The sequence below is a fragment of the Paenibacillus sp. Y412MC10 genome (assembly GCF_000024685.1).
GTDB lineage: Bacteria > Bacillota > Bacilli > Paenibacillales > Paenibacillaceae > Paenibacillus_AQ > Paenibacillus_AQ lautus_A.
In genome coordinates this window covers 2946840-2972226 of record NC_013406.1, presented here as the reverse complement: position 1 = coordinate 2972226, position 25387 = coordinate 2946840, and the positions used below count along the sequence as shown (strand labels likewise).

General features: G+C 49.5%; 26 protein-coding genes and 1 pseudogene. 7 read left to right on the top strand and 20 right to left on the bottom strand.

Annotated elements, in window-relative coordinates; translation table 11 throughout:
- Positions 1-2: 2 nt before the first annotated feature.
- The 3 genes from GYMC10_RS13055 to nirB all read right to left on the bottom strand — a co-directional run bounded on the left by GYMC10_RS13055 (position 3) and on the right by nirB (position 3320).
- The gene (locus tag GYMC10_RS13055; protein WP_015734884.1) at positions 3-470 is read right to left on the bottom strand and encodes a formate/nitrite transporter family protein; all 468 of its coding nucleotides are present in this window, start codon (positions 468-470) and stop codon (positions 3-5) included.
- Between the two features lie 83 nt (positions 471-553).
- Positions 554-874, bottom strand: a complete 321-nt coding sequence (gene nirD / locus GYMC10_RS13050) for a nitrite reductase small subunit NirD (RefSeq protein WP_015734883.1) — start codon at positions 872-874, stop codon at positions 554-556.
- A gap of 13 nt (positions 875-887) precedes the next feature.
- Positions 888-3320: a nitrite reductase large subunit NirB gene (nirB, locus tag GYMC10_RS13045; RefSeq protein ID WP_015734882.1), complete on the bottom strand. Its 2433-nt coding sequence runs from the start codon at positions 3318-3320 to the stop codon at positions 888-890.
- A 351-nt stretch (positions 3321-3671) separates the two neighbouring features.
- On the opposite strand from nirB, the gene GYMC10_RS13040 reads away from it, so the two are divergent.
- Positions 3672-4295, top strand: coding sequence for an ANTAR domain-containing response regulator (locus GYMC10_RS13040; RefSeq protein WP_015734881.1), 624 nt, complete (start codon positions 3672-3674; stop codon positions 4293-4295).
- Positions 4292-5356 carry an anthranilate phosphoribosyltransferase gene (locus GYMC10_RS13035; protein ID WP_015734880.1) on the top strand — a complete coding sequence of 355 codons (1065 nt, stop codon included), beginning with the start codon at positions 4292-4294 and terminating at the stop codon, positions 5354-5356. Before GYMC10_RS13040 ends, GYMC10_RS13035 begins: the two co-directional genes overlap by 4 nt.
- 56 nt (positions 5357-5412) lie before the next feature.
- On the opposite strand, the gene GYMC10_RS32750 is transcribed toward GYMC10_RS13035, so the two are convergent.
- The 7 genes from GYMC10_RS32750 to GYMC10_RS13005 all read right to left on the bottom strand — a co-directional run bounded on the left by GYMC10_RS32750 (position 5413) and on the right by GYMC10_RS13005 (position 10819).
- Positions 5413-5523, bottom strand: coding sequence for a sporulation protein YjcZ (locus GYMC10_RS32750; protein ID WP_200868618.1), 111 nt, complete (start codon positions 5521-5523; stop codon positions 5413-5415).
- Between the two features lie 123 nt (positions 5524-5646).
- Positions 5647-6429 (bottom strand): hypothetical protein, encoded by a 783-nt coding sequence (locus GYMC10_RS13030; protein WP_015734878.1) that lies wholly within the window; start codon positions 6427-6429, stop codon positions 5647-5649.
- 112 nt (positions 6430-6541) lie between these two features.
- Positions 6542-7501: a hypothetical protein gene (locus GYMC10_RS13025; protein WP_261979708.1), complete on the bottom strand. Its 960-nt coding sequence runs from the start codon at positions 7499-7501 to the stop codon at positions 6542-6544.
- Entirely contained in the window at positions 7462-8043 is a 582-nt protein-coding gene (locus GYMC10_RS13020) for an RNA polymerase sigma factor (protein WP_015734876.1), read from the bottom strand. The genes GYMC10_RS13025 and GYMC10_RS13020 overlap by 40 nt, the downstream gene beginning before the upstream one ends.
- 170 nt (positions 8044-8213) lie before the next feature.
- The gene (locus GYMC10_RS13015; RefSeq protein WP_015734875.1) at positions 8214-8750 is read right to left on the bottom strand and encodes a GNAT family N-acetyltransferase; all 537 of its coding nucleotides are present in this window, start codon (positions 8748-8750) and stop codon (positions 8214-8216) included.
- Between the two features lie 11 nt (positions 8751-8761).
- The gene (locus GYMC10_RS13010; protein ID WP_015734874.1) at positions 8762-9745 is read right to left on the bottom strand and encodes a phosphotransferase; all 984 of its coding nucleotides are present in this window, start codon (positions 9743-9745) and stop codon (positions 8762-8764) included.
- 219 nt (positions 9746-9964) lie between these two features.
- Entirely contained in the window at positions 9965-10819 is an 855-nt protein-coding gene (locus GYMC10_RS13005) for a manganese catalase family protein (RefSeq protein ID WP_041621982.1), read from the bottom strand.
- A gap of 196 nt (positions 10820-11015) precedes the next feature.
- On the opposite strand from GYMC10_RS13005, the gene GYMC10_RS13000 reads away from it, so the two are divergent.
- The gene (locus GYMC10_RS13000) at positions 11016-11522 is read left to right on the top strand and encodes a DUF3231 family protein (protein ID WP_015734872.1); all 507 of its coding nucleotides are present in this window, start codon (positions 11016-11018) and stop codon (positions 11520-11522) included.
- Positions 11523-11606: 84 nt separating this feature from the next.
- Here the strand turns inward: GYMC10_RS13000 and GYMC10_RS12995 are convergent, their stop codons facing one another.
- The gene (locus GYMC10_RS12995) at positions 11607-11753 is read right to left on the bottom strand and encodes a hypothetical protein (RefSeq protein ID WP_144374228.1); all 147 of its coding nucleotides are present in this window, start codon (positions 11751-11753) and stop codon (positions 11607-11609) included.
- A gap of 69 nt (positions 11754-11822) precedes the next feature.
- Complete coding sequence (locus GYMC10_RS12990; protein ID WP_261979707.1) at positions 11823-12776, bottom strand: DMT family transporter; 954 nt, start codon at positions 12774-12776, stop codon at positions 11823-11825.
- 128 nt (positions 12777-12904) lie between these two features.
- Here GYMC10_RS12990 and GYMC10_RS12985 point away from each other — a divergent pair, with 128 nt between their 5' ends.
- Positions 12905-14299, top strand: a complete 1395-nt coding sequence (locus GYMC10_RS12985; protein WP_015734870.1) for a PLP-dependent aminotransferase family protein — start codon at positions 12905-12907, stop codon at positions 14297-14299.
- A gap of 39 nt (positions 14300-14338) precedes the next feature.
- Here GYMC10_RS12985 and GYMC10_RS12980 read toward each other — a convergent pair whose 3' ends face one another.
- On the bottom strand, positions 14339-15019 hold the full coding sequence (locus tag GYMC10_RS12980) for an FMN-dependent NADH-azoreductase (RefSeq protein ID WP_015734869.1): 681 nt from the start codon (positions 15017-15019) through the stop codon (positions 14339-14341).
- A gap of 109 nt (positions 15020-15128) precedes the next feature.
- Here GYMC10_RS12980 and GYMC10_RS12975 point away from each other — a divergent pair, with 109 nt between their 5' ends.
- From GYMC10_RS12975 to GYMC10_RS12965, 3 genes are read left to right on the top strand one after another with little or no spacing between them, the layout of a single operon-like run.
- Positions 15129-16505: a spore germination protein gene (locus GYMC10_RS12975; protein ID WP_260871286.1), complete on the top strand. Its 1377-nt coding sequence runs from the start codon at positions 15129-15131 to the stop codon at positions 16503-16505.
- Complete coding sequence (locus GYMC10_RS12970) at positions 16498-17592, top strand: GerAB/ArcD/ProY family transporter (RefSeq protein ID WP_015734867.1); 1095 nt, start codon at positions 16498-16500, stop codon at positions 17590-17592. The genes GYMC10_RS12975 and GYMC10_RS12970 overlap by 8 nt, the downstream gene beginning before the upstream one ends.
- 1 nt (position 17593) lies before the next feature.
- On the top strand, positions 17594-18676 hold the full coding sequence (locus tag GYMC10_RS12965; protein ID WP_015734866.1) for a Ger(x)C family spore germination protein: 1083 nt from the start codon (positions 17594-17596) through the stop codon (positions 18674-18676).
- Between the two features lie 134 nt (positions 18677-18810).
- Here the strand turns inward: GYMC10_RS12965 and hisC are convergent, their stop codons facing one another.
- The 7 genes and pseudogenes from hisC to GYMC10_RS12935 form a co-directional block, all read right to left on the bottom strand.
- Complete coding sequence (hisC, locus tag GYMC10_RS12960) at positions 18811-19938, bottom strand: histidinol-phosphate transaminase (protein WP_015734865.1); 1128 nt, start codon at positions 19936-19938, stop codon at positions 18811-18813.
- A 51-nt stretch (positions 19939-19989) separates the two neighbouring features.
- Positions 19990-20295: a Dabb family protein gene (locus tag GYMC10_RS12955; RefSeq protein WP_009593575.1), complete on the bottom strand. Its 306-nt coding sequence runs from the start codon at positions 20293-20295 to the stop codon at positions 19990-19992.
- Between the two features lie 143 nt (positions 20296-20438).
- On the bottom strand, positions 20439-22043 hold the full coding sequence (locus GYMC10_RS12950) for an alkaline phosphatase family protein (protein ID WP_015734864.1): 1605 nt from the start codon (positions 22041-22043) through the stop codon (positions 20439-20441).
- A 130-nt stretch (positions 22044-22173) separates the two neighbouring features.
- Positions 22174-22322: pseudogene (locus GYMC10_RS32920) on the bottom strand (MFS transporter); the annotation flags it as partial.
- Between the two features lie 68 nt (positions 22323-22390).
- Positions 22391-23548 carry a glycoside hydrolase family 172 protein gene (locus GYMC10_RS12945; protein ID WP_015734863.1) on the bottom strand — a complete coding sequence of 386 codons (1158 nt, stop codon included), beginning with the start codon at positions 23546-23548 and terminating at the stop codon, positions 22391-22393.
- Positions 23549-23578: 30 nt separating this feature from the next.
- Positions 23579-24412, bottom strand: coding sequence for a carbohydrate ABC transporter permease (locus GYMC10_RS12940; protein ID WP_015734862.1), 834 nt, complete (start codon positions 24410-24412; stop codon positions 23579-23581).
- Positions 24409-25341: a carbohydrate ABC transporter permease gene (locus GYMC10_RS12935; RefSeq protein WP_015734861.1), complete on the bottom strand. Its 933-nt coding sequence runs from the start codon at positions 25339-25341 to the stop codon at positions 24409-24411. Before GYMC10_RS12935 ends, GYMC10_RS12940 begins: the two co-directional genes overlap by 4 nt.
- Positions 25342-25387: the final 46 nt, after the last annotated feature.

Sequence of the window (25387 nt, the reverse complement as noted above, 5' to 3'; positions counted from 1 at the left end):
CCTCATCGTCTGTTCTCGACGGAAACTGCCGTCGCCTCCATTATTCTGCGGCCTGAATAGCCGGTCGTCATCCGCGCAACCCCGCGTCTCTTGCCGAATCCATATCGGGCAAAGTACAGCATCTCCCCGGTAAATAACGATCCGCCGATAAAGTTACCTATAAGCACGGGGATTTGATTCCAGAGCCACGCCTTCTTCTGCAGGACGGCTAACGGTAAGAGTGCAAAGCTTCCGGTGACCAACTCTAAGCCCAGCACTACAATGATGACAAAGCCAACCGGAAATAGGAGCGCGCCCGCCATCGGGATATTCGTTTGAGTCGAAGCTGTAAATGCTAGCGTGGTGGCGCATGCCAGGATAGCGCCGGACAGTATGCCGCGAATAAGCATCTGCGAAGTCTTCAGCCGCGCCTTCGCGGCCTCAGCCTCGATCATGTCATGCATCTCCTGATCCGGTTTCACATAATCCATGTCGGTCTACTCCTTCTAATGAAATCAATCCTTAACATTTAAGACAGCCTCAAACATGACAGCGGAATATGACTGACAATGCGTTATGCTGTACGATCCAGCAAGTAAATCGCGCCGCTTGCCGGATCCACTTCAATCTGATAAGTGTTTACATGACCCGTGTCCGGCTCTTGAACCTGTCCGCTGCACAGATCGATTTTCCAATCATGCAGTGGACAGTGCACTTGCTTCCCGCACACCATACCTTCCGAAAGCTTGCCTCCTTTATGCGGGCACTTGTTTTCGACGGCCAGAATATTCCCGTCCGACAAGCGGAACAGCGCAATTTCCGTTCCCCCGATTTCAATGGTTCTTGATCCCTTAGGATCGATTTCGTTCACATATCCTACATGCAGTTTCGCCATATTGGTTCTCCCCCTATTTCGTCACAGCTTCGGCGTCAGGCAAAGGCACGAAATTTTTACGAAGCCCGCTGTCTGACGTAATCTCCTTCCACGGATCCTTTTGCTTGCTTAAAGCCAGCTTTATTCTGGAAACAAGAGCGGCGCGGTCCTCTTTCTTCTCCAATGCTTTTTTCACATGGTCCAGGCCCACTCGCTCGATCCAAACCGACGTCCGTTCATTCCATTGTGCGTTTTCGCGGTAATATTGGATAAAGGCTCCGGCCCATTCGACCACCTCGTCTTCGGTCTTTACGACGCATAACAATTCCGTGGCCCGGACATGAACGCCTCCATTGCCGCCGACGTGCAATTCCCAGCCGCCATCAATTGCCACAACGCCAAAATCCTTAATGGTGGCTTCCGCGCAGTTCCGAGGACATCCGGAAACCGCCAGTTTCACTTTGGCCGGGGTGCTCAGCCGCTCAAATTCTTTCTCCAAACGCACGCCCATACCTATGGAGTCCTGCGTGCCGAATCTGCAAAACGTGGACCCTACGCAAGTTTTAACCGTACGGAGGGCTTTACCGTAAGCATAACCGGAAGGCATATCCAGCTCCTCCCACATCCTCGGCAGATCCTCCTTCTTGACGCCGAGTAGATCGATCCGCTGTCCGCCCGTAATCTTGACCATCGGCACATCGAATTTTTCTGCAATCTCGGCGATTTTCTTTAGCTCCGAAGGCGACGTCACCCCACCGTATATCCGAGGCACCACGGAATACGTGCCATCCTTCTGAATGTTGGCATGGTACCGCTCGTTCGTGAAACGGGATTCCTTCTCGTCCACGTAGGATTCCGGAAACAGCATGCCGAGATAGTAGTTCAGCGATGGACGGCACTTGGAGCACCCCTCCGGATTGTCCCATCCCAGCACATTCATCACTTCTTTCACGGTACCCAGTCCAAGACGGGTGATCTCGGTGATAATTTCATCTCTCCCCAGCGAAGTACATCCGCATATCCCTTCTTTTACCGGCTCCCCGGCAGCATCCCCGGCGTATAATTGAACGAGTCCCTCGACAAGAGGTTTGCAGCCGCCGCAGGATCCCGAAGCTTTAGTACAAGCTTTAACGGATGCGACGGTATTGCAGTTCTTCGTAAGAATGGCATCTTTGATCGCATCTTTCGATACGCCGTTACAGCCGCAAATGATCTCATCATCCGCCAGCTGAGCCAGCCGCTGCTCCGGTGATACAACGCCTGCATTAGGCGCGAAGCCTAACAGAAGCTCTTTCTCTCTGCCCTTGATGGATTCCCCGCTCTTCATGAGCGAAAACAGCTTCGGTCCATCCCCCGTATCGCCGAACATAACAGCCCCGATGAGCCGGTCTTCGCGGACGACGATTTTTTTGTATACCCCTTCGACCTCATCTTGATATCGCATGGATCTGGTTCCTTCCGGGTCTGCAAAATGACCTGCGGAGAATACATCCACGCCGGATACCTTTAATTTCGTTGACGTGACGGAACCGCCATATCCACTCGTCTCCACACCTGCCAGATGCTTGGCGAGTACCGCTCCTTGTTCGTACAGCGGGGCTACAAGACCATAAGCAATGCCCCGATGCTCGGCGCATTCGCCCACCGCATAGACGCCGGGGACGTTCGTCGCCATATAGTCGTTAACGACGATCCCGCGATTAACCTCGATCCCGGAGGACTGTGCCAAAGAGACGTTTGGCTTGATCCCGACGGCCATCACGATCAGATCGGTCTCGACGCTGCTCCCGTCCGTAAAATGGAGCGCCCTCACCCGCTTCCGACCCGAGATCGATTCCGAATTTTTATTCAGCAAAAAGGTCATTCCTTGTGTTTCGAGTTCACGCTGCAGCATTTTGGCTGCCGTCTCGTCCAATTGCCGTTCCATTAAATAGGGATTCAGGTGAACCACGGATACATCCATGCCCAGATGCAGAAGACCTCGAGCGGCCTCCAGGCCCAAGAGGCCTCCCCCGATGACCACCGCTTTCTTATATTGCTGCGACGTCTTCACCATCGTTTCGCAATCCTGGATGTCCCTAAAGGCGATCACGCCTTCCTTGTCGGCACCCGGCAAAGGCAGCATAAACGGATTGGAGCCGGTCGCAATAATCAAAGCATCATATGGAGCGACAGCTCCTTGCTCGGAGAATACTTTGCGATGCCGCGTGTCGATCCGGTTCACCGTATGTCCTGCATGCAATTGGATCCGGTTCTCCTTGTACCAATCCCAGTCATTAATAATGATTTCCTTCAGATCGGTTCCGCCTGCGAGGACGGATGACAGCATGATCCGATTGTAGTTCGGATGAGGCTCCGCCCCGAATATCGTAATCTCATACGCTTCGGGCGCAAGCTTGATTAAATGCTCGATAGCACGTACTCCTGCCATGCCATTCCCGATCATCACTAACTTCTTTTTTGTCATGGTTCGCTCTCCCTCCGTCTAACACCTTCGATATACTCATCCATCAACAAATCTTAAAAAACCAAAATAGCCTGCATTCGATCCAGTAGAGTTGGCACACTCTTACCGGGAACGAAAACAGGCTTCTTTGCCGCTAATGGGATACAACGTTGTATCCGGGAAGTATAAAGTTCTTGAGGGAAATATACACTACGCATTTGAGTTCTGTCAATATATTTGACACGAAATTAAGAAAATTAATTAATTATCGACATCTACTTGTGATTTATGTTATATAAATTAACATAGTTTCTGTTTTGTGCTAAAGCTTAACCTCTGACAGGATTTCATTTATGAAGGGAGCGTCAATCCATGCGTTCATTGCTGGTTATCCACCATCCGGTCCCTGCTTCAGAGCGAAGTGACACAGCTGCCAAGGCGCTTCTTCCGGAATTTATCCTTCGTTCATACGGCTATAAGATCCACCTTGCTCGCAATGAGAAGCAAGCGTTGGCCGGAATCATGGAGGCTGACGGAACGGTTCTCCATCTTCCGGTTTCCTCGATCAAGCCATGGTGCAGCACCCTTGAACAACAAAAGCGCGTGCCGGTTCTGTGGTGGTGCAGCGATCATGCCGCTTCGCAATCTCTCGAAGCATGTGAAGATGATGTTACAATTGATGGACTTTTATTCCCCTCCATGAAGGAGCACGAGCTGCATTGGACGCTTCATTTTAGTTCAAAGCATTTTTACGAACGTCAACAGTGGCATGACGAAAAAACGCAGCTCCTAGCCCGCATTGAAGAACGAAAATGGATTGATATGGCCAAAGGCATTTTATGCGAAATGAAACAAATTTCGGAATCCGAAGCTTACGATGTCCTGCGCAAACAGGCGATGAATGAAAGAAAAAGAATGGTGGACGTCGCCACCTCGATCGTTAAGCTGTATCAATTGCTGCAAGAGACCGGTTCAGGAGGTGCCAAAAAATCATGATCCACTTATTGAAAGAAGTCGGCCGCGGCAAACGCGGCGCTCGGGACCTGACTTACGAGGAAGCCCTTCAGGCTGCAGCATCGATTCTAGGTGCACAGGCTACTCCTGCGCAGATCGGCGCCTTTTTCATCGCTGAACGCATCAAGATGGAAAGCGTGGAAGAATTGGAAGCATTCGTGAAGGTCAGTCGTGAATATGCGGACCGTTCGTTTTTACATGCGGGTATCGACTGCGCAGGTCCTTATGACGGCAGAAAGTCATCTTTTTTCTCGACGCTAGCCACTGCTTTTGTCCTCGCGGCTGCCGATCTCCCTGTTACGCTGCACGGGACTGCATCCCTCCCGCCAAAGTGGGGGATTACCTTGTCGGATATACTCGCGGCGAAAGGAATAACCGGACCGGCATTGGCCAAAGACTCATGCATCCGGGCGGCCAAACGGACGGGCGTATTATATGTAGATGCGGAAGAATGGTGCCCTCCGCTTAAGCAACTTCGCCCGATTCGCGAGGAACTGGGGATGCGGACCGTGCTCAACACGGCGGAAAAGTTTGTCGATTATTCTCATTCCCCATATTTAACCTTTGGTGTTTACCATAATACGGTCTTTGACCGGTTAAGCCGACTGATCATGAAACTCGATTACCGCAAAGCGATCATTATTCAAGGCAGTGAAGGCTCGGATGAACTATTCATTCACCGGCCCACGCGGACATACCGGATCGAGAACGGTAAAGCCAGTCTCCAGATCATCGATCCCGAAGCGTACGGGCTAGATGTGCCGGTTCCAGAGATCAGCTGGACTCCTTCCGAACAAGCTGACGCTACGGCGGAGGTTCTGCTAGGCAAAGGGGACCTCGCATTTATCTACCAGGTGCTGCTGAATGGTGCGGTACGTCTACAATTGGCGGACAAAGTCAGGTCGGTCGAGGAAGGGATTTATACTTGCAAAGCATTGCTGGACTCAGGGAAACCGTGGGAGTTATATAGCAAATGGTTGTCCCTGCTTATAGAATCCACCCCGAAAGGCGATGCGGTCTCGCCTATGGGGAGGCATGCATAGCAATGAACGGAAGTAACCCACACCGGGCAAACGGTGCGGGTTTTTTTCATACCCTATTAAACTCCAAATCCGAAAGCAGACAAGATGATGACCAAGAGAATAAAGAGAACCAGCACCGCTCCAACCGATCCGTATCCTCCGCCATTGTAACCGGCAACTTCACCCATGGTTCTAACCTCCTTTATTTTCGGAACACAATATCCTATGCTCGTTATATGAAAGAGCTTAGACGTTAGAGCAAAAATAAAAACATGGATTTTTGCATCGACCTGGATTTTATGGCAAAGCCTCTATGTTTGAGCAAGCATATTCTTAGCATAGCGAAGAATATCAGACTTGACGTCTTCGGCCCAAATGCTGTAACGAATCTGTTGCTCCTCATCTACCCAATCCAGGTGATCCCTTCCCTTCAAGTCGGCGGTGTAGACACATTCGACACCGTTAATGACAATGGTCTCCTTGGATTCGTTGGGTTTGTCCTGCGGTACGGGCGTTCCGCCTATTGGCTGTTCGGGAACGATATCACTCGCTACGACTTGAAGCTTTACTTTGCCTTTCTCATAGTTTAGAATCGCAGCGGACGCTTCATTCGCTTTTATGATGTCGGAATACACGAACTTCTCGCCTTTCGCGGCCTTCCCCTTCAATTCCTGGTCCAGCTTCTTGTACAGGCTCGACGTTCTTTCAGGACTCTTTAAGTATACAACCGCGTTCTTGAAAGTGTACCCTTTCGGCAAGGCTGCAGGCTTGGTCAGGGCCGGTGCTTTCATTGCCTTCGATTTCGCCAGATAGTCCGTATACTTGGTGAAAGCAAAGCCTTTGGATGTGAAGAAGATTTGATCTGCCCGGTTATATTCCTGATCGGCAGCATAGTAGGCAATCATCTGACCTGGCTTAAGTCTGTTGACCAAGTCCTTGATTTGATCGTCATATGAAACGATTCTCTTCTCCGGTTTGGCAGACATCGTCTTCGAAATCGATACGCTTTCGGTACTGGCTGCGTATGCGTTGACAGATCCGACCATCATCGTGGCTGCGAGAAATAATGCGACTTTCACCTTGTTTTTTATCATGTTACCATTCGTGCTCCTTTCGGCGGCAAAGCCTTTGAGTTGGTTTTATTAACATCTCGTATAACACCTTGCCGTCATCAAAAGGGACATTTTGTAAAGAAATCGGATACCTTTACGGAATAAGCCCTGCCGCAATCTTCGCAAACTCATCCTTGGACAACGGATCCTTTGGGTCATCCGTAATTATATACAGCACCTCTTCGCTGTCGCTTAGCCAAGTCAAGCTGCGCGAAGGGCTGGATGGACTGGCTGACAGAATCATTTCTTTCCCTTTCACCTTTATTTTTACGGCTTGGTTTGTGGGCACCCCGGCCTTGGAGCCCTTCTCTCGGGCAAAAGCTACCATCTTGATCCGGTTTTCACCTTTACGATATTCCATTCCTGTAGATGCAATCTTGTACCAAGGAACAATCTTATAGAACAGTCCCTGTTCTTCATCCGACTGCTCAGCCTGCTCTTTGAGTTCATTCAGAAGAGTTTCATACTCCGGTGTACCCCATACGGGCTCATTCCTAATTTGAATCTGTCCATAATCAAATCGATACCCTACCGGTACATAATCTGGCTCTAGAAGCACGGGAGCGTTTTTTTCCTCGATTTCTTTTGCGAGTTCCTGATAATTCGAATGCTTAGTCAACATATAAAAATATTTCAGAGGTTGTTCTTTGACGAGTGAAGTCATATGCAGGTCCTTGATATAAAACACCGCCTGTTCTCCCGGCTTTAACCTATTTCTCAGCTCTTCTTCCGTCTCTTTTACACGTTTGGCGTTATATTCCGATTCGGAATATTCCCATGGCTTTATGGTAGACAGAATGACTTCGCCTTCCTTATTCTTGATCTGTATCAAGTATTGACTTGCGTAAACACTAAGCGACGAAAGAATCAAAATCGCAGTAAGCATTGCAATAATTAAGGTTTTCTTCCGATTGCCATTTCTACCGTGTTTCTTCCGGTGAATTCGTCGCACCTTTTGCATGATGGCGGGGGTCACGTCAACTTCTTCATCCACAGAGTGCAATTCCATGCTTCTCAGAATTCGATCTTGCTCCGGCTGTCCCGAATCTCGCATAACCCCGTCACCTCCTTCTCCTGGATCAGCTTGATAACTTTCTGTTTCATCCGAGCATATTTTTTCTTCACAGCGCTTAGATTCTTATCCAGAATCTGCGCAATCTCCGTAAATGGTTTATCTTCAAAAACCCGCAACACGAGCAGATTACGCTCCTCTACCGAGAGCTTGGTCATGGCATATTCCAGCGGTTCGCTAAACCATTTGCGCTCCAGCGTCTCTTCCACGCTATCAGCATAACCTGCCGGTTTGATCAGCCGACTTACTCGCATGCGAACCCGTCGCTTACGAAGAATATTGAGACAATGATGATATGCAATCTTGTATAACCATGATGAGAACGAAACCTTGGCTTCATAGGTATAAAGCTTGGTAAACGCTTTGATGAAGATATCCTGGACGGCATCCTGCGCATCCTGCTTGCAGCCGAGCATTCGGCAGCAATATAGGTAAATCTGTTTTTTGTACGTTTCGACGATAGGCTCAAAACAATCCACCTCACCGGCCTTAACACGTCCCACGTACTCCTCGATCGAATCCAATTCGAAGACGCACCTCCGTGTAAATCTTATTTACGTCTGTATAACCCCTCATCTTCCAAAAAAGGGACACCCGAAACATAAATAAAAAACAACTCATACCTCAAGTATGAATTGTTTTTCCGCCATGTCGATCACTTCTTTTGTTTAGAAGAATATATGTGTGTCAGACTTTACTCCCGCGAGGATACAAACTGAAAGATCAGCATCTCTTTGTCGTTCCTCGTTGCAACAAATTCCTGCATGCGAGAGGGCGAAACATAGTTGTGCATCGTCTTTCTCCAGAATGCCTGCGCCCGCTTATTGCGATCGGTGGCATTCGTCTGGACTTCCCAGCTGCCGGCATGCTTGCCGAACACTTGCGATGCAGCATTCTCAGCAACATGTTTGCCCCGGAAGGGTTTCATAACAAAAAACTCATTCATATAAAATTCACTGCCAAAAGTGTATGGCGGGGTTGCTACGAGGGCGAACCCTGCCGGGATACCTTCCACTCGAATCAGATAGGGAAACAAAACCGAGGGCTTCTCCCACCATATATCAAACACTTGATTCTGGTCATATAAGGTTCTAGTATCGTCATCCTCAAAGACGCCGTATCGATTCGGCTTCCACCCCCATATCTCCGATAAATCATGCAAATATAGCGGATATAGATTGTTAATCATAAATTTGGCGGAAGCATCGGTTAACTCCACGGTAACTTTCATATATTTCCCTCCTAGACATATTCCAAACTCTTGAAATACTGCATTTTGCTATCTATAAAACCATCATCAATGTCGGCAATGCCCTCAAATTCCGAATCACGAAAACATAGACCAAAGAGCCAAAGCTGCCGAACGGCAACAAATACAGGGACCGCAGCAAGATCATTTCCGCTGAGAGACCTGACGCTGCAATACCCTCTCAGAAAGGCGTCCCATAATCTTTCCACTTCCTCCGGGTCATGTCTGCTATGTATTTCTCTGGCCAGCCTAAACTCCGCAATATCGTAAGCTCTCCAGCCGTAACCGCATAAATCAAAATCATAATGGGTCAGCTTTCCGTCCTGTGTCCATGCAGCATTCGTATTGCCGTGCAAATCTCCGTGGCACACGCCCCAATCTAAACCTTGAACTTCGAGCTCCGAGATTCGTTTCTTAAGTTCCGTTGCCATTTCACTAAGGTAGTTAACATCCGTCAACCGATGCTCCATATAGGATCTGATGATGGATAAAGGCCGCTCTATAAGAAACTCCATATCCAGCCGTTCCCTTGCAAACCGACTTTCAAATTGATCCGCCGCCTTATGCATATGGCCGATGGATTCACCGAACCGGTAACTGTCCGCGGCGGCGTGAATCGGCATCTCGTGTCCTTCCGCATATTGAAATAGAACCCCGTACCGGGTTCCCTCCATGACGTTAAATCCGCTAAGGTACGCGCCTTCTTTTCCCGGAATGGGCTCTGACACGCTGATCCCGTTCGCACTGAGAAACCGCAGCAAATCCAATTCAAACTCGATGTCAGGCCGTCTTCTTCGATCAGCCCTATAGATACGGAAGATATACTTATCAACATCTGTTTCTATTGCGTATGTATCGTTCATACCCCGCAAGACATACTGAATTTTCACAACGGAACCGATCTCATAATGGTGTTGGATATGTAACCCTACCGCTTGTTTAGACAGAAGCGAGTAAGTGACAGGAAATAAACTCAATCCAAATCCCTCCTTGTACTCAAGGGTATCATCCTCGACAAACTCTTATATATAAACCGTATGATTATAATTATTTTTTATATAAACCTAGGTAGGTCATAATCACAAAAAGACAATAAACTCTCATGACTTCAGACGCATCAGAACTACGCAAAAAAGAAGCAGCCCGATGACTGCCTCTTTTTGTTCAATAACCTGCATATCCGAACGGATGCAGACTTACTGATTCAAATCGTATAAACCGGGTGCATGCTCGTTGGCCAGCTCCGGCATCTCAGGTAACGGAAAACCCTCCGGCGGTTGAACCACTTGTAATTCCCCGCCGTTTCTGCTAGGTGTTTGACCGCTAAATATTTCGCCGATGCGTGTGTCATCCAGCCTGAAATTGAACTGAGCATTATGGAAGCCCATATCAACGTATTTCTGACATTCCGGGTATTTATGGATGTCATAATTCGGTACAGGAAATATTTTACCCCATTCCACGCCAAGCGTCTCCAAAGCTTTCGCAAAAGCATTTTGATGTGCATTATCCCGCACGATGAGGAAAGCCAACGTTTCGCGGAAGGCCTTGTTCGTGCTCATCTCATAAATCCGTGTTTTTTGAAGCACTCCCGTAGATTCGAGTACGACATTATCGAGCAAATTACCTACCAGATTGCCGTGATCGTACACGTAGTTTCCCGTCCACGGATTTCCGGCGGCGTCCACAGGCAAAGAACTTTGGGCTCCCATAATAAAATGATGCGGATTGGCATGTTGGATCGCTTCATTCAGCGGGGCCGCATCCGTGCCGGAATTACCCGCTCCTTCTGCTCCAGCACCGGTAAGCAGCTGGTTGATTGTATGTTGAACCAATTCGACATGGCTGATTTCTTCCAAAAAAACGCCGCGGATCAAGTCTCGGTACTGCGTTGCCTTTCCTCGAAAATTGCTGCTCTGAAAGAAAAACTGCATCATCGTCCGCATTTCGCCGAACCGGCCGCCTAACGTTTCTTGCAGGACTTTGGCAGCTGCGGGATCTGGTTTATCCGGAACGATAAGGTTAATCAGATCCTCTTTGTAAAAATACATGTGGATATCCTCCGCTTCTTCTATATTGTCACGCATCCAGTTTGCGTTGGCCTCTCTTGTTCCATGCGCCTGCACCCGATACAATGATTTCCTGCAAATGCCCGAGACTCCCGTTTTGTTTTTTAGAAAAGAATGAAAAAATAATCTCCTGTACATAATGACTCTGTTTGGATAAATATTAAAGGAGCGAATAAGATTGGGAATTTTAAGCGGTAATCCTAAAAATGAGCCCATGCATTATGGGGAAATATTTAGCGTATGGTCAGCTTCGATGCTGGCAAAAGGCATGGTATCCTGCTACGAGGCTTATTTGAATCACGCGGGAGATAAAGACCTTAAAAAAATTCTTCATGATCTGCTGGATCAGGCGAAACTCGAGATTAAAGAATGCGATGAGCTGCTTACCGACAACGGAATCCCGCCTGCACCGGGGCTTCCCGAAAGACCCTCTGTCAAACTTGAGGATATTCCGGCTGGCGCAAGATTCACGGATCCGGAAATCGCGGCCAAAATCGCAGCGGATACCTCACTCGGACTGGTATCATGCAGCCAAATCATGGGACAATCGATCCGGGAGGATATCGGTGCATTATTCGCTAAATATCATCTCGCCAAGACGGCGCAGGGTGTGCGAATCCTTCAGATGAATAAGGAAAAAGGCTGGCTTATTCCGCCACCACTTCAAATCAAGAGACCCGAGTAAAAATAGCGTTTAAACACAAAAGCACTCTAAGCTGATAAAGCTCAGAGTGCTTTCACTGTTTTTTTGCAAACTATTGGATCATTGCTAAGCCTGCTGCTTCTTGACAGGCTGATGATCACGCAGGAGCCAGATGTGGAAGAAATATTCAAAGATTCCCGCTAACGCCACGATGAGTAGAATCACCGGGAATTCAAGTGTCCAGTTCGCCAATTCGCCAATAAGCCAGAGCATGACAAGTACCGGCCCTGCATCCGCAACGATAGCGACCACATGTATAATCTATAACCCAATTTTATCCTTTCAAACTTTTCCTTGAAGCGGTTTGGCCGAAGAAGGGCTTTTGGCCTGCTGCCTGCCAATGAGGAACATACCGAGAACGACCAGGATGCCTCCGCCCCACTGCTCCCATCCTGCGGGTTCTTTTAGTACCATGACAGATAACAATAGAGTCGTGAAAGGCATCATGCCGGAAAAAGCGGCAGCTGTTGAAACATGGCAGCGCTTGATGCCGGCATACCACATGATGAACGCCACGGCCGTCACGATCGGACCATACCATATCAGTGCCAGCCACTCTCGTAACCCGATGGCGGCCAAAGAATTGACAGGATCCTCGAAACCTGCGGGAATCAAGCATAATAGGAAGGCGATCGCCGAGACGAGCGTCGTTTGGACAACAGGATGCATGGCATGGTTTGGGGAAGCCGTTTGCTTCACCGAACCGATACGTGATAGCAGGTTAAAGCCGGATTCGCTTAGAGCCGCGCAGAGCACCAGCAAGTTCCCGTATATGTGCTGCACCTTGAAAGAAAGGCCGGGCGTAAGCATTCCTTGTAATACGAGGATGCCTCCTACCGTGCTGAGAATGCCTGCCAGCTTGCTGCCGCTAACCGATTCCTTCAGGAGCATGAATGCCAACATCACGGTAAAAGCGGGCATAGTCCCCGTGAGTATTCCGGCTTCTGCCGTGCTCGTATGAAGAAGGCCATGCAATAGAAGCATCCGGAACAGAAACATACCCAAGAGCGCCTGAAAAAACAGATACCCCCACTCACCCCATGACAGTCTTCCAACCGTTCTCTTCAAATCCTTCATGCAAAGAGGAATCATGCATAACAAAGCCAGCAATAAGCTGGCCGCCGTTATCGTAAACGTACCTAACTTTCCGTTCAACAGCCACGCCGTGATGACAGAGGTTCCTGCCAGCGTGAAAGCCCCCATTAAATAAAGCATCCCTTTCCATCGTTCCAACACGATCACATCCCCTTGAAATCTCCAATCGATAGCCGCTAATCTATGCTACAATCATAGGAAATTAACTGGTATGATGAAAGAGCCAGTTGATCACAAATATAAGCATACCAGTTGGAGGTCGAGCCAACATGTGGGGAATCAAAGTAGATCGGAACAGCGAAGTTTCGCTCAAACGCCAAATTTATTTGGCCATAAGGGATAAGATCGTTCAAGGATACCTGCCGTCAGGAGAAGCCGTCCCCTCTTCCCGTCAACTGGCCAGGGATCTGAACGTATCTCGTGCCACGGTCAACGAAGCTCTGGACATGCTGAACGTCGAGGGCTATGTGGTCAGCAGGCAAGGAGCGCCGACGCGCGTCGCCCAAGGTATCGTGCTGGATCCTCCGATTGACGCCGCACCACGGTCGCAGAAAAAAGGTCCTCCTGACTTTGCAGCGGATTTTCGCACGGGCCAGCCTGAACTGAGGTTATTCCCGCGGTACGCATGGCAGCAGATTTCATCGAAAACCCTTGGCGGCATGAGCTCCGCCCTGCTGGGTTATACGGGTCCCCAGGGCCTGCCGGCGCTGCGCAATGAAATCGCTTTATGGCTATATCGCAGCAAAGGACTCAGCGTGGATGCCCAGGATATATACATAACGGCAGGCGCGACGCATGCGCTCAGCATCCTTGCCGATTTGCTCTATCGGGACCGTCAGGAGATATGGTTTGAAGATCCCTGCAATATCGAGATGCTGCAGACGTTTATCAATAAAGGGTATCGCATACATCCAGTTCCCGTGGACGAATGCGGCATGCAAACAGATCTCCTGGGCGGCAAATCAAGTGGTCCCGTGTATGTCACCCCCTCCCACCAATTTCCGCTTGGCGGTATCCTGCCGGCCGATCGGCGCGCTGCCCTTATTCGTTACGCCAGAAAGAACGACAGCTATATCATTGAGGACGATTATGACAGCGAGTTCAGATATTACGGGGATTCCGTCTCGCCTTTATATGCCATGGATCCCGATAGGGTCGTCTATGTCGGCACATTCAGCAAGGTTCTATTCCCTGCGCTTCGCATCGGTTACGCGGTGGTTCCCCGTCAGCTTCAACAAAGCTGGGGCCGGTTACGTACCCATACCGATGTGCAGAATCCCCCTTGTGAACAGGCTGCTTTGGCCGAATTTTTACATACCCGGAAATTTGACAGGCATATCGGGAAAATGCGTAAGATCTACGGCGAACGCAGACAGGTCCTCTTGTCTTCATTACATGAACACTTCGGAGATGATTGGCGTTCTTGGGGAGATGCAGCCGGTTTGCATCTTGCTGTAGAGTTTCCCGGGGCTGTCTTTGACGAGGCTTTCAGGCAGAGGATCAGGCAAGATCGAATACGCATCACGCCGCTGGATTATCACAGCATTCAAAAAGGTCTCCACGCCAACAAGCTGCTGTTTGGTTACGGCCATCTTGAGCCTGGCGAGATTCGTGACGGAATTATGCTCCTGCATGCTTATTTAAAGAATCACGGCTACTTATAAAAAAGGCTGCCATCAGGCAGCCTTGTTCATGATACAATCCTATTCCGCTAATCCACTTCGTATAGGCTCTTTATTCGAAGTCTCCGCAATAGCCAATGCCTTCGCAGCTGTTTCGGCTTCCTGAAAGGCCTTCTCCAGAATTTGACTTCGATCCAGAATGGCATTCCCTTGCGCCCGGATGATCTGATAATCCATGATCCCCATGAAGTTAAACATGGATTTCAGGTACTTATGAGAGTATTCCACCTCGGTATACCAGTCATTATTCGTGTAAATGGCGTCACTTGCCTGAATAACCAGCAAACTGCGGCCATCGGTTAACAAACCTTCCGAACCGTTCTCCGTGTACCGAAATGTCTCCCGCGCGATGAGGATGTTGTCGATATAATCCTTAAGCTTGGACGGAACGTTGAAATTGTGCAATGGCATGGCTATGACATACTTCCTTGCATCCTTAAACTGCTTCAGGATGACGGACATCCGATCCGTGATCTGCTGCTCCTCTTCGTTAAGCGGCTCCCCTCTTCCCTGTTTGCTCCATGCCTCAAGAACCCTGTAGTCAATCGCAGGTATAGGATCGCGGTATAAATCTACCTGTTCGATTATCCCTGCTGGATTCCATTTCGTGTACGCCTCTACAAAATGCTGAAGCACCTGTAAACTGACAGAGGCGGCTGCTTCCACCTTCGGATGAGCATTAATAATGAGCATTTTTTCCATTCAATTTCTCTCCTTTTTCGTCTATTCCAACATATAGACAAATAAGGCAATGCGATTGTGACATCAGCCGGCCGTACTTTTCATGCATAAAGCAGGGGCTGCAATGGAAATGATATCTAACATTAAGTATGGCGGGGGAGCGGATGCAGATATGAACCTCAATGAAAGCCTGGCTGAATATTTCAAAGCGAATGCCGATTATTTCAATGTTGAAATTCGATTGCTGCAATATCATGTCCAGGTGATTGGGTTGGATTCATTAGTGGATATTCCCCAGAGCATCGCATCGCTTCAAACCCAAACCTCGAATCTAACCGAAACCGACCTGGCGCCCGCTGATCTGCTTAAAATCGTGGGCGAGCTTGTTGAACCGAAATTGGAAGTGGTTGTACCCGACATCATGAAGGGCCACCTGATCATTCTGGAACCCGCGTCCGGAGCCTGCAGCGCCGTTCTTCCGATATCGAAAACTGTCACCCGCTCCGTCACATCTCCCGAAACCGAGAATACACTTTACGGCTCCAGCAGCGCCTTTCTGGAAGATATCAATACGAACATCGGCATTCTTCGAAAACATTGCACCGGATCCTCCTTACAGGTGGAAACGTACACCGTCGGGAAGAGTCATCCCAAATCCTTATTGTTAATTTATCAGAAAGACAAGATCAAACCCCGTTTATTACAATCCATTCAAGCAAAAATCAAAGCGGACTTGGATCAGGATGTTCATCATATCCAGCAGCTCGAAAAGATGCTGGGCGTAAACACGTGGTCCCTCGTAACCAACTTCAACATGACGGAACTTCCGCAGAACGCAGCCCACTCCCTTCAGCAGGGCAAGGCCGTGTTAATGCTTGACCGTTATCCGTTCGCGATCATTATCCCCAGCCTTGTCATGGATATGTTCTGCATGAAGGACGATCATAATTACCCCCTCCCCTTCATGTACCTGATCCGAATCTTGAGAGTCGTCGGCGTCTTGATCGCGACGATTATTCCCGGCCTCTATGTTGCTCTGGTATCCGTCAATCCCGAGGTTCTTCGGCTTCAACTGGCCCTCTCGATAGCTAATAGCCGGCAAGAAGTCCCTTATCCCGCCTTTGTCGAGACGCTGCTGCTCCTTATCGTTCTGGAGCTTATCCTGGAAGCTAGCGTCCGTCTGCCTAAAAGCGTGGGGCCTACCATTACGATGGTAGGCGGTATCATACTTGGCCAAGCTGCCGTATCCGCCAAACTCGTCAGCAACCTGTTGATTATTGTGCTGGCGGGTACAACCATTGCTTCTTCTACGGTGGTGGGATTCCAAAACTCCGTATCCGTGCGAGTGTTCAAGTATATGCTGATCATACTGTCCGCCATCTACGGCATGCTGGGATTACTTGCTGGAATCGTTGTCATCTGTGCGTATATGGGTCATCAGAAAAGTATGGGGATTCCCTACCTGTCTTTACCTACATTGAATCAGAAGGATGAGCGAAATGGATAAGAACGGTTATCAAGCAACCATCCTGTACGTGGTTTGTCATATGGGGCTTATTTTTTTTCTCTATCCCTCCGATATGTTCTCCGGCATGGACATGGGGCACTGGATCGGAATCTCGATCAGCTATGCGCTGCATGCGGCTGCCCTTTATATGTACATTAAAGGTCTGAAATGGGCCGCACAGAGGAACGTCGTGGATATGTTCCGCAGCACCGGCAAATATCTCGCGTGGATTTTATTGCTTCCTGCTTTCTTTTATTTCGGTATCGCTATCATCGTAACACTAAGGGCCTATTCAGAGATGTTAACCTTGGTCTTTTTATCGAGCACGCCGCTGTGGGCGGTCCAGCTGCTATTGATTGCCATTGGTTTACTCATGGCATGGCAAGGAATGCCCAGCATGGCGCGAACCAGCGTCCTGTTGGTTGTTTTGTTCATGTTCCCCATTTTGTTTGTTCTCTGCCTAGGCTTTCAAAATGTGGATTGGTACTACTTGCTGCCGCTCATTGACCGCGAGCAATCCTTTAATTTCATCGCCAAGCCCGATTTTCTGGTAAGTTTATTCGTTTACGCAGGCGGCTCCTTTTTCCTGGGATTGCTGCCGCCTTCCATACATATCAGTCTCAAGAAAATGATGCTGGGCTGCCTTCTGCTGCTGCCCATGTTCTTCTTATCGGTCTATTTGCCGCTTCTGACCTTTGGTCAATCCACCGCCGAGTTATACCAATTTCCTATGCTGATGACCATAGACACCGTGAATATCACCTGGCTGTTGTTTGATCGGATCACGATTTTCTTCTTGTTAAGTCTGATGGCATTTTCGCTGCTGTACTTGGGAGTTACCTTATGGGTTCTTGCGACGCTAGCCCAGAAGGCCGTCCCGAACGTCCCCAGCGTCTATCTGTTGATTGCTTTGACCGCTGGTCTGTTTGCCATATCCTTGGCCATCCCCAACTGGAATTCCCTCAAGAATCTACAGGTGTGGATTATTCCTTTGCGAATGTATATTTTCCTGGTGCTTCCGCTGATCACGTTCCTTATCGGATGGCGGCACAAGCACAAAGCAAACCGTGCAACGGAGGTAACCTGAAATGGACAACCCAGTCAACATCGGTCATCCTTTGAAGTGCTTTCTCATGCTGGCTGCCCTGGTCCCCTTGCTAGCAGGCTGCTGGGATAACAAAGACATTAACCATCGCTCGCTTCCGGTGATCATGGGCATTTCATTAACCGAGGAGAATCAATACAAGGTGTTTCTGGACATTCCGGTCACAAATGAGACCAGTACCGTCAATATCGTTTCGGATACGGGCAACACCATCAATGAAATCATCGATCATATGAGCATGAACATGGAGACTCAAGTGGATCTGCTTCATTTGAAAATCGTCATCGTGGATAAGAACTTTGCAAGCAAGGGCATGGAAGATATTATTTCCGCGTTTAATCGGTCCAGGGACATTTCATCCAAAACGCTTTTAGCAATTTGCGATGAAGAGCTGGATCAATTCTTTTCAAAGATGCAGGAGAAATCGGAGTACAGCGGCAGCATCGTATATGATTTTTTTGAAAAAAACGCCGGATGGAACCCCCAGTTGGCAGACACGCGCATATGGCAAATGTTTCGAAGCATTCATTCCTATACGCACGACGTGATCGTCCCGATCATCCGTTCAGGCAGATCCACCAGTATCGAATGCGTAGGCTCAGCCATCATCAAGAATGGCAGGATGACAGGTCGAATCGGGCCTGACGAAACCCTTGTTGCCAATGCCTTTTACGGAAAAAGCGCATTCGGGAAGGTCGAGGTTATGAATAGCGCCACCGTTCAAATCATTAGCAACAGGCTGACTCATCGCAGCTGGATGAAGGATGGAAGACCTTACCTTCGAAGCCATCTCAGGCTGAAAGTCACCATCCTGGATTCCAGGGGACACCCGACGGAAGAGCAGATCAACGGGAAGCTGGAAGAACTGCTCACCACCAGGCTGAATCAGATGTTTAAGCAAACGCAAAAAGAACAAGCGGATATACTGGCCCTGGGACAACATTTCAGAAACCACCTGACCCGCGAACAACTGCAGGATTGGAGAACGACGTATTATCCCGATCTGGATTTCAAGCTGAGCGTTACGACCGTCATTGAGAATCGCGGCAATCTTAAAAACCTGTAAAAATGGATCAAAAATCAAAACAAAAAGAGCCGCGCCTGCGGCCCTTTTTTTGTTTTGGATGAGCTGGTTGCTGTAAGATTTTTGATGTGATCCTTGCCTCCACGGTTATGATACATGTATCCTTCTTCATCGGTTTATGTTGAATGGACCAGGATCTCGCGTAGAGCGTCCAGCAAACCTTGATTTTCTTCCGCGGTTCCTACCGAAATCCGAATATGACGCGGAAGCCCCCACCCTTTGGCTGACCGTACGATGATCCCCCGTTCCAGCAGCTGATGGTATACGTTGTCTGCATGTTCGCCAAGCTCTGCCAGAATGAAATTGCTCATGCTCTCGGCGTAAGGAATCGTTAATCGGCTCAGTCCCTCATAGATTTGGAGCCTCCCTTGTTCATTCATCCGGCGGGATGCATCAACATGCTCTTCATCCCCGAGCGCAGCCGCTGCCGCTGCCTGTGCCAATGCATTCACGTTAAAAGGCTCCTTAACCTGCAGCAGCGTACGGATGATCCCTTCGGAAGCAGCGCCGTACCCGACCCGAATGCCCGCAAGCCCGTAAATTTTAGAGAAGGTGTTGAGGGTGATGACCGGATATCCCGACTTGATGAAGCCGATGCCGTCCGAATAATCGGAGGCCGTGGCATAATGGCGGTATGCGGTATCAATGACAACCAGCACACGATCAGGAAGGCTGTCGAGCAGCTTTCTCATTTCGGTCTCTGGCATGTAGGTGCCTGTAGGATTATTCGGCGTGCACAGATAAACGATTTTGGTACGTTCCGTAATGGCGGCCAGCATATCTTCAGCAGAGAAAGCATATGGCTCGCGCAGCGGCACCTTAATGACCGTGCCCGACATGAGAAATGCGCCAAATTCGTATTCGCTAAATGTCGGATCGGGCACCACAATCTCGTCGCCAGGCTCCAGATACGCCCGTGAAATCAGCATGATCAGCTCATCTCCGCCGTTCGTCACGATGAATTGATTCGCTGCCAATCCCAGGTGTCGGCCAAGCGCTTGCGCAAGAACGGCCGAGCGTTCATCGGGATAACGGTGCAGGTCAGGCAGCTGATTCTGAATGGCTTGCAATGCTTTTGGCGAAGGACCGAGCGAATTTTCATTGGAAGCCAGCTTAATGACGCGATCCAGTCCGTATTCTTGCTGCACTTCCCAGATGGGTTTACCCGCCGTGTAAGGCTTCAGACGTCCTAGCGCCGGCCGCGGCGTTATTTGAGGCTCCGACCCTTCCCCTGCTCTAGTCAATGTTTTCTCCCCCTAACCATGATTTATGGTGCCATTATTTATGGGCCACTTCTATATCTCGCTGTAATCGATCTCCAGAAACTGCTCGACTTCCTTCTCCCAGCGATTCTCGACAAAATCAACATGCTGAGGATGCACATTGTAGGCTTCATAATCGGCCTCGCTCGCAAACTTCATGGAGAAGCCGAAATCGTATGTATTTTTGGGACTGATTTGCTTGAATACCTTAAACTCCTGAACCGTTGGAATCGTGCTGAGGGCAGCTCGTCCGTCCTCCAGGAAACGATGCTCCTCCTCCGAGCCTTTCTCGTGCTTAAGCGAAAAAATAACGGAATGAATCAAGCGGTTTGATGACATATTAGACCAACTCCTTCTCTTTTTCTAGGCAAGAATTACATCATATTATAACGGCAAAGGCCAAAAAAATCGCTACTAAAAAGGCACCTTGTTCCAAAAAAATTGGAACAGGGTGCCTAGCACAGGCAGATTTATCGGCATAACTATTTTGCCTTTTGATTGTGATTCGCCAGCAAATCAAGCAAATAGGCTTTCAAGTCAACCATACGTAAATGCGGAGGCTTCTCGTTTGTTCCGACAATGATAAGCGGAACAAGCGATTCCGTGTGGCGAATCGATCCGTGGCCCCCGCCCCCTTCATGGGTCGGAGAGCTTCGGTCCGCCAATTCGTATCCCGGTTTAGCCGTGACCACCAAGAATTGCCCTTTATGGGAGTTCAGCGCCCCTGACAATCTCGCCAGCACATCCGGATATTGCCCGTAGTCCAAAGTGCGAGTCTGGGCGTTCAATTGAAGGTCCAGCACTTCGGCGTCCTGCTTCACGGTCCACGCTTGTTTATAACGGTCGATCAGGCTGCCCTTCTCTTTATATTGGAGCTCCTTATACGTGGATCCCTGCATGGCGTGAATCCATTCGTCTTCTTTCCATGCAACAAAATCAATGCGGTCATCCTTGCTTATGATTTCGGCCAAGCTTCGGAGCGTACGATCCGGCTTGAACTTATATACGTAAGCCATCGTTTCATTCACCGCCAGCGCAATCTCGGTTTCATCCTTGAGATCCTCACCCGGCTTTAATATGCGGATGCCTTTCAGCATAGCAGGCAAATCAATCTCCGAACGCTGCTCACGTGGAAGAAGCTGCGTCATGCCGCTATCCCCGGCGATGACGAATATAGCCTCTTCGAACGCTTTTTCCGGCGATCCGAACGACTGCAGTAAGGATTGAAGCTGCTGATCCACCTTTTTGACGCCTTCGAGCTCCGACGGCCCCTTTTTATGAAGCTTCTGGTCCAAGTCAGGCAAATATACATACAAAAAATCCGGCAGCTTATCAGCTTGGATCAGATGGTTTACGGCCCCTATCGCGAACTTATTGTTCATCCCCATCCGTTCGGTGAGATCGTCAGGCAATTTCTCGTTACCGTCGAAGGGATTGGACAGAGCTCCCAAGGTTAAAAAATCCGGGCCTTTAACTTTTATTTTTTTCTGCAGCGACGTCGGCCCCTGTATCCAATCCGGGATCGTCAGCGTATGCTCGGTCGTTCCGCGATATACCAAGCCGTTGATCGACCCCGATTTCAAGCCCCTGCGGGCTAAATCTTCGTGGATCGTACGCGAATCCGCATGTAAATGCTTCCCGTTCAGATGGATTAACGCATCGGTCAGGACCGGATTGATCCCCTGCCTTATGATTTCCATCGGTCCGGTGCCGTAATTGATCAATTTTTTATCGTCGGTCGAATACCATAACAGACCCGGAACGCCATGTACGTTCGGATAGGCTCCCGTTAACATCGTGCTGTCGATCGTAACGGACATCGTAGGAAAAGAGCTGACCAGATCCTTGTAGTATTGCCCATGTTCAATCAAGGTTTGAAAGGTGGGCAGCTGCTTTTGGGATATGCCCTTATCGATGGCCTGAGCCATTAGGGAGTCGATCATCAAAAATATGACTTTCTTATGCGTCGCTCCTTGATCGGATTTTACCCGCAGCAAATCCTGCTCGGCAGGTTGTCGGTGCTGGCATCCCATTACCGTGATCAATACAAGAGACAGCATGCCGAATAAGATTTTTTGTATCCGCATTTCCATTCACCACCTTCGTACATTTTGTCACAGAGATGGGAATGTCATGCAAGGAATATTTTGCATATTCGCAGCATGTTCAAACTTAAAAAAGAGAGGTCGCTTATCGCCCTCTCTCCCATGGTCTGTATCAATCATCCGCTGCCGTCCCCTGCGTTTTCGTCAGTTTGAAGAACGAACCCGCACCCAGCACGGAGGTAACGAACAGGATGGCACCCATCGGCACGGCGGTGGATTCGTGTTAATCCCGACCAGCGGTGACACTCCGAATAATGAAGGAAAGCGATTTGACCCTAGCAAAAAACAGCGACAAGTCCGGAATCCTCCGGCTTGCCGCTGCATTTATTTTAGAACGTCCGGTAGAACAGCCTTGCACTTTCCTTCTCCGGAATCGGCAAGCGCTGCGAGACGGGCAGCATCTGCGGAAAAGCCTTATGCGGCTCGCGCTGATACCAGTATGCGACCGACGAGTAGTCGTTCGATTGGCTATTTCCGTGCCCGTGCTCGATGCTGAAGCGGATCGACTTTCTAAAGATGATGGGATCGACGATATGAAACCGGTATTGTGTCATTTTCCCGGAATAATCGTTAAACGAGATGGTATGGCTCTCTTTCCACGCATCGCCGTTTTCCCGGATCGGGGCGTACAGTGACAAGCCGTGGTAGGGCGCATCATATTTCCCAGCCGGATATCCCCAGGCGGCGCAGAAATAATCTTCCGTCCCCGTCCCGTGCAGGCGGGGTGGCCATGGTTCGCCATCGATGAAAAACATGTCGTCCCCTTCGCCCGGCCAACTAAAACCCGGCATCGGATTCAAGTGGTCAATGCTCAGGTTGCAGCCCACATAATGGCCTTCGCCCACTGCATCGAGCAGGACGTAATTATCGTCGCCGGTCAGATTTTTTAGCTCATACACCTTCTGGTCGGCATAATTGGCCTTATCCTGCTTGTCCTGCTCCACTTTCAGCAAAGAGAGGTCCACAAGCCCCTTGGTCGGATTCTCCCTGCGCCAGGAAGCGTGGAAGTAAAAGCTGTCATCCGGTACCGCTTTTTCCACATAGTCCACGTAATAGTACAAAACGATTTCGTCTTCACACTCATTGACGATTTCGATGCGGGCCCCTTGGCGGAACGGCATTTCGAAAAAACAGTTCATGGCGGCCTTGTCTTCGATCAAGCCCTGGGTCGTAATCATGTTAAGCGGCATGGAAACATAATGGCTGGCAACGCCATGCCCGACGCCGAAAAAGTCGCCGACCGGTGAGTCCACGCTGGGTTCCCGTTCGTCATCCCAAAACATGCGGATCAACACTTTGCGGAACGCGTATTTGTTCCTGGCCGCGATGGTCATCCAGATATGCTGGATCACGCCCGACCCGGCAATTTTCGCAATATCCGCGGTTTGGCCCGCTTCGATCGCGATAAAGTCACGGTTACCTCCGGTTTGATCCCAGCTGGATTGCCGACGGGACGTTCCTTCTTTACGCAAATATAACTGGTTCATGCTAACTCAGCTCCTCCCTCGCATTCGAAATCAAGCTTTAATGCCCGTTAATGTAATGCCTTCGATAAAATAACGCTGCCCGATGAAAAATACGATAATGGCCGGAAGCAGCACCACGGTGGCCGCTGCCATCATCAAATGCCATTCGGCCGAATACATGCCTTTGAACTGCTGCAAACCAAGGGCAAGCGTATATTTGGTTTCGTCGTTCAAATAAACGAGCGGTCCGAGAAAATCGTTCCACGCGGTCAAAAAAGAAAACAAACCGACAACGATAAGCGCGGGTTTGGTCAGCGGAAGGATGATCGACCGGAAGATTCTTAAGTGTCCGGCGCCGTCCACGTAAGCCGCCTCATCCAGATCCCGGGGGATGCTGAGATAAAACTGCCGCAGCAGGAAGATGTTGAACGCGCCTCCCCCAAACCAGGCCGGCGCAATGAGCGGGATAAAGGAATTGGTTAAGCCCACTTTGCTCCAGCCGATAAACGTCGGGATCAGCGTAACCGCGTACGGCAGCATCATGCTGGACAGCAGCAAGCCGAACACCATGTTCCTGCCTCTCCATTTCATTCGGGCGAAGCTGTAGGCACTGATCGAACTGGTCACGATGACGCCCAGCACCGAAAAGACAACGATGATCGCAGTATTCATGAAATATTGGCCGAAAGGGAGAATGGTCAGCGCTTCACTGTAATTGGATAATTGGACGGGCCGAGGAATCCACACGGGCGGCAGCTCGAAAATTTGCCCCATATTCATCAAGGAACTGCGGATGAGCCAAACCAGCGGCAGCAGGCTAAAGATTCCCCCGGCCGCAAGCACCAGGTAAATCAGTCCTTTTTCAAACCAAGCCTTGGCTTTCATCGCGCGCCATCCCCCTCATAGTAAACCCATTTATTCGATGTTCTGAACACCACGTACGTCAATACCATAATGATCGCGAACAGCACCCAGGCAATCGCGCTGGCGCTCCCCATTCGCGAGAACTGAAAGGCTTCCCTGTACAAATAAAATACATAGAACAAGCTGGCGTTATTAGGGCCGCCGTTCGTCATGACATAAGCCTGCGAGAACACCTGAAAACCGTTGATGATGCCCATGATCAGGTTGAAGAAGATTGTCGGCGTCATCATCGGAATCGTAATATGCCGCAGTTTATTGAGCCGCGATCCGCCGTCCATCTCAATCGCTTCGTACAGCGAACGGGGAATATCCTGCAAGCCCGCCAGAAAAATAATCATCGTTCCGCCCGTCGTCCACAGATTCATTAAAGCCAGGGAAGGAACGACCGATTTCTCTCCGAAAATCCACTGGCTTCCAGGAAGGCCCAGGGAGCGGAGCAGCTCGTTGGCAAGGCCGAGATCGGGATTGAGCAGCCACAGCCAAATAAATGAAATGGCGATGATCGGCACGATCGATGGCAGATAAAAAACCGTTCGGAAGATCGACTTCCCTTTGACATTCTGATTCAGGAGAATCGCCAGCAAAAAGGAATAGACGATGCCGGTCGGTACGCTAAGGATGACGAAATAAAAAGTAACGGACAGCGACTTGTAAAAATATTGGTCTTCGCCGCCGAATATTCGCTTATAGTTATCGAGCCCGATAAAGCTCGGCGTATTCGACCCGGTGTAATTGGTGAAGCTCATGTACAGGCTGTACATCATCGGGCCGAGCGTAAAGATCAGCAAGCCCAGAATAGCCGGCAAAGCAAACAGCCAACCGTAAAGCTCTCTTTGTGTGCGGCGTTTTTTTCGCATACGGTTCCCGGTATGGGAAGAGATGGCCTCCATAAGCAAGTTTCCCTTCGTCGAAACGCTGCCGAAGACGGTTCCGCTT

Bases quoted from the DNA above. Each gene is read 5' to 3' on its own strand.
- GYMC10_RS13055 (WP_015734884.1), bottom strand. From the start codon at position 470: ATGGATTATGTGAAACCGGATCAGGAGATGCATGACATGATCGAGGCT.
- nirD (WP_015734883.1), bottom strand. From the start codon at position 874: ATGGCGAAACTGCATGTAGGATATGTGAACGAAATCGATCCTAAGGGA.
- nirB (WP_015734882.1), bottom strand. From the start codon at position 3,320: ATGACAAAAAAGAAGTTAGTGATGATCGGGAATGGCATGGCAGGAGTA.
- GYMC10_RS13040 (WP_015734881.1), top strand. From the start codon at position 3,672: ATGCGTTCATTGCTGGTTATCCACCATCCGGTCCCTGCTTCAGAGCGA.
- GYMC10_RS13035 (WP_015734880.1), top strand. From the start codon at position 4,292: ATGATCCACTTATTGAAAGAAGTCGGCCGCGGCAAACGCGGCGCTCGG.
- GYMC10_RS32750 (WP_200868618.1), bottom strand. From the start codon at position 5,523: ATGGGTGAAGTTGCCGGTTACAATGGCGGAGGATACGGATCGGTTGGA.
- GYMC10_RS13030 (WP_015734878.1), bottom strand. From the start codon at position 6,429: ATGATAAAAAACAAGGTGAAAGTCGCATTATTTCTCGCAGCCACGATG.
- GYMC10_RS13025 (WP_261979708.1), bottom strand. From the start codon at position 7,501: ATGCGAGATTCGGGACAGCCGGAGCAAGATCGAATTCTGAGAAGCATG.
- GYMC10_RS13015 (WP_015734875.1), bottom strand. From the start codon at position 8,750: ATGAAAGTTACCGTGGAGTTAACCGATGCTTCCGCCAAATTTATGATT.
- GYMC10_RS13005 (WP_041621982.1), bottom strand. From the start codon at position 10,819: ATGTATTTTTACAAAGAGGATCTGATTAACCTTATCGTTCCGGATAAA.
- GYMC10_RS12995 (WP_144374228.1), bottom strand. From the start codon at position 11,753: ATGCTCTGGCTTATTGGCGAATTGGCGAACTGGACACTTGAATTCCCG.
- GYMC10_RS12985 (WP_015734870.1), top strand. From the start codon at position 12,905: ATGTGGGGAATCAAAGTAGATCGGAACAGCGAAGTTTCGCTCAAACGC.
- GYMC10_RS12980 (WP_015734869.1), bottom strand. From the start codon at position 15,019: ATGGAAAAAATGCTCATTATTAATGCTCATCCGAAGGTGGAAGCAGCC.
- GYMC10_RS12975 (WP_260871286.1), top strand. From the start codon at position 15,129: ATGATATCTAACATTAAGTATGGCGGGGGAGCGGATGCAGATATGAAC.
- GYMC10_RS12970 (WP_015734867.1), top strand. From the start codon at position 16,498: ATGGATAAGAACGGTTATCAAGCAACCATCCTGTACGTGGTTTGTCAT.
- GYMC10_RS12965 (WP_015734866.1), top strand. From the start codon at position 17,594: ATGGACAACCCAGTCAACATCGGTCATCCTTTGAAGTGCTTTCTCATG.
- GYMC10_RS12955 (WP_009593575.1), bottom strand. From the start codon at position 20,295: ATGTCATCAAACCGCTTGATTCATTCCGTTATTTTTTCGCTTAAGCAC.
- GYMC10_RS12950 (WP_015734864.1), bottom strand. From the start codon at position 22,043: ATGCGGATACAAAAAATCTTATTCGGCATGCTGTCTCTTGTATTGATC.
- GYMC10_RS12945 (WP_015734863.1), bottom strand. From the start codon at position 23,548: ATGAACCAGTTATATTTGCGTAAAGAAGGAACGTCCCGTCGGCAATCC.
- GYMC10_RS12940 (WP_015734862.1), bottom strand. From the start codon at position 24,412: ATGAAAGCCAAGGCTTGGTTTGAAAAAGGACTGATTTACCTGGTGCTT.
- GYMC10_RS12935 (WP_015734861.1), bottom strand. From the start codon at position 25,341: ATGGAGGCCATCTCTTCCCATACCGGGAACCGTATGCGAAAAAAACGC.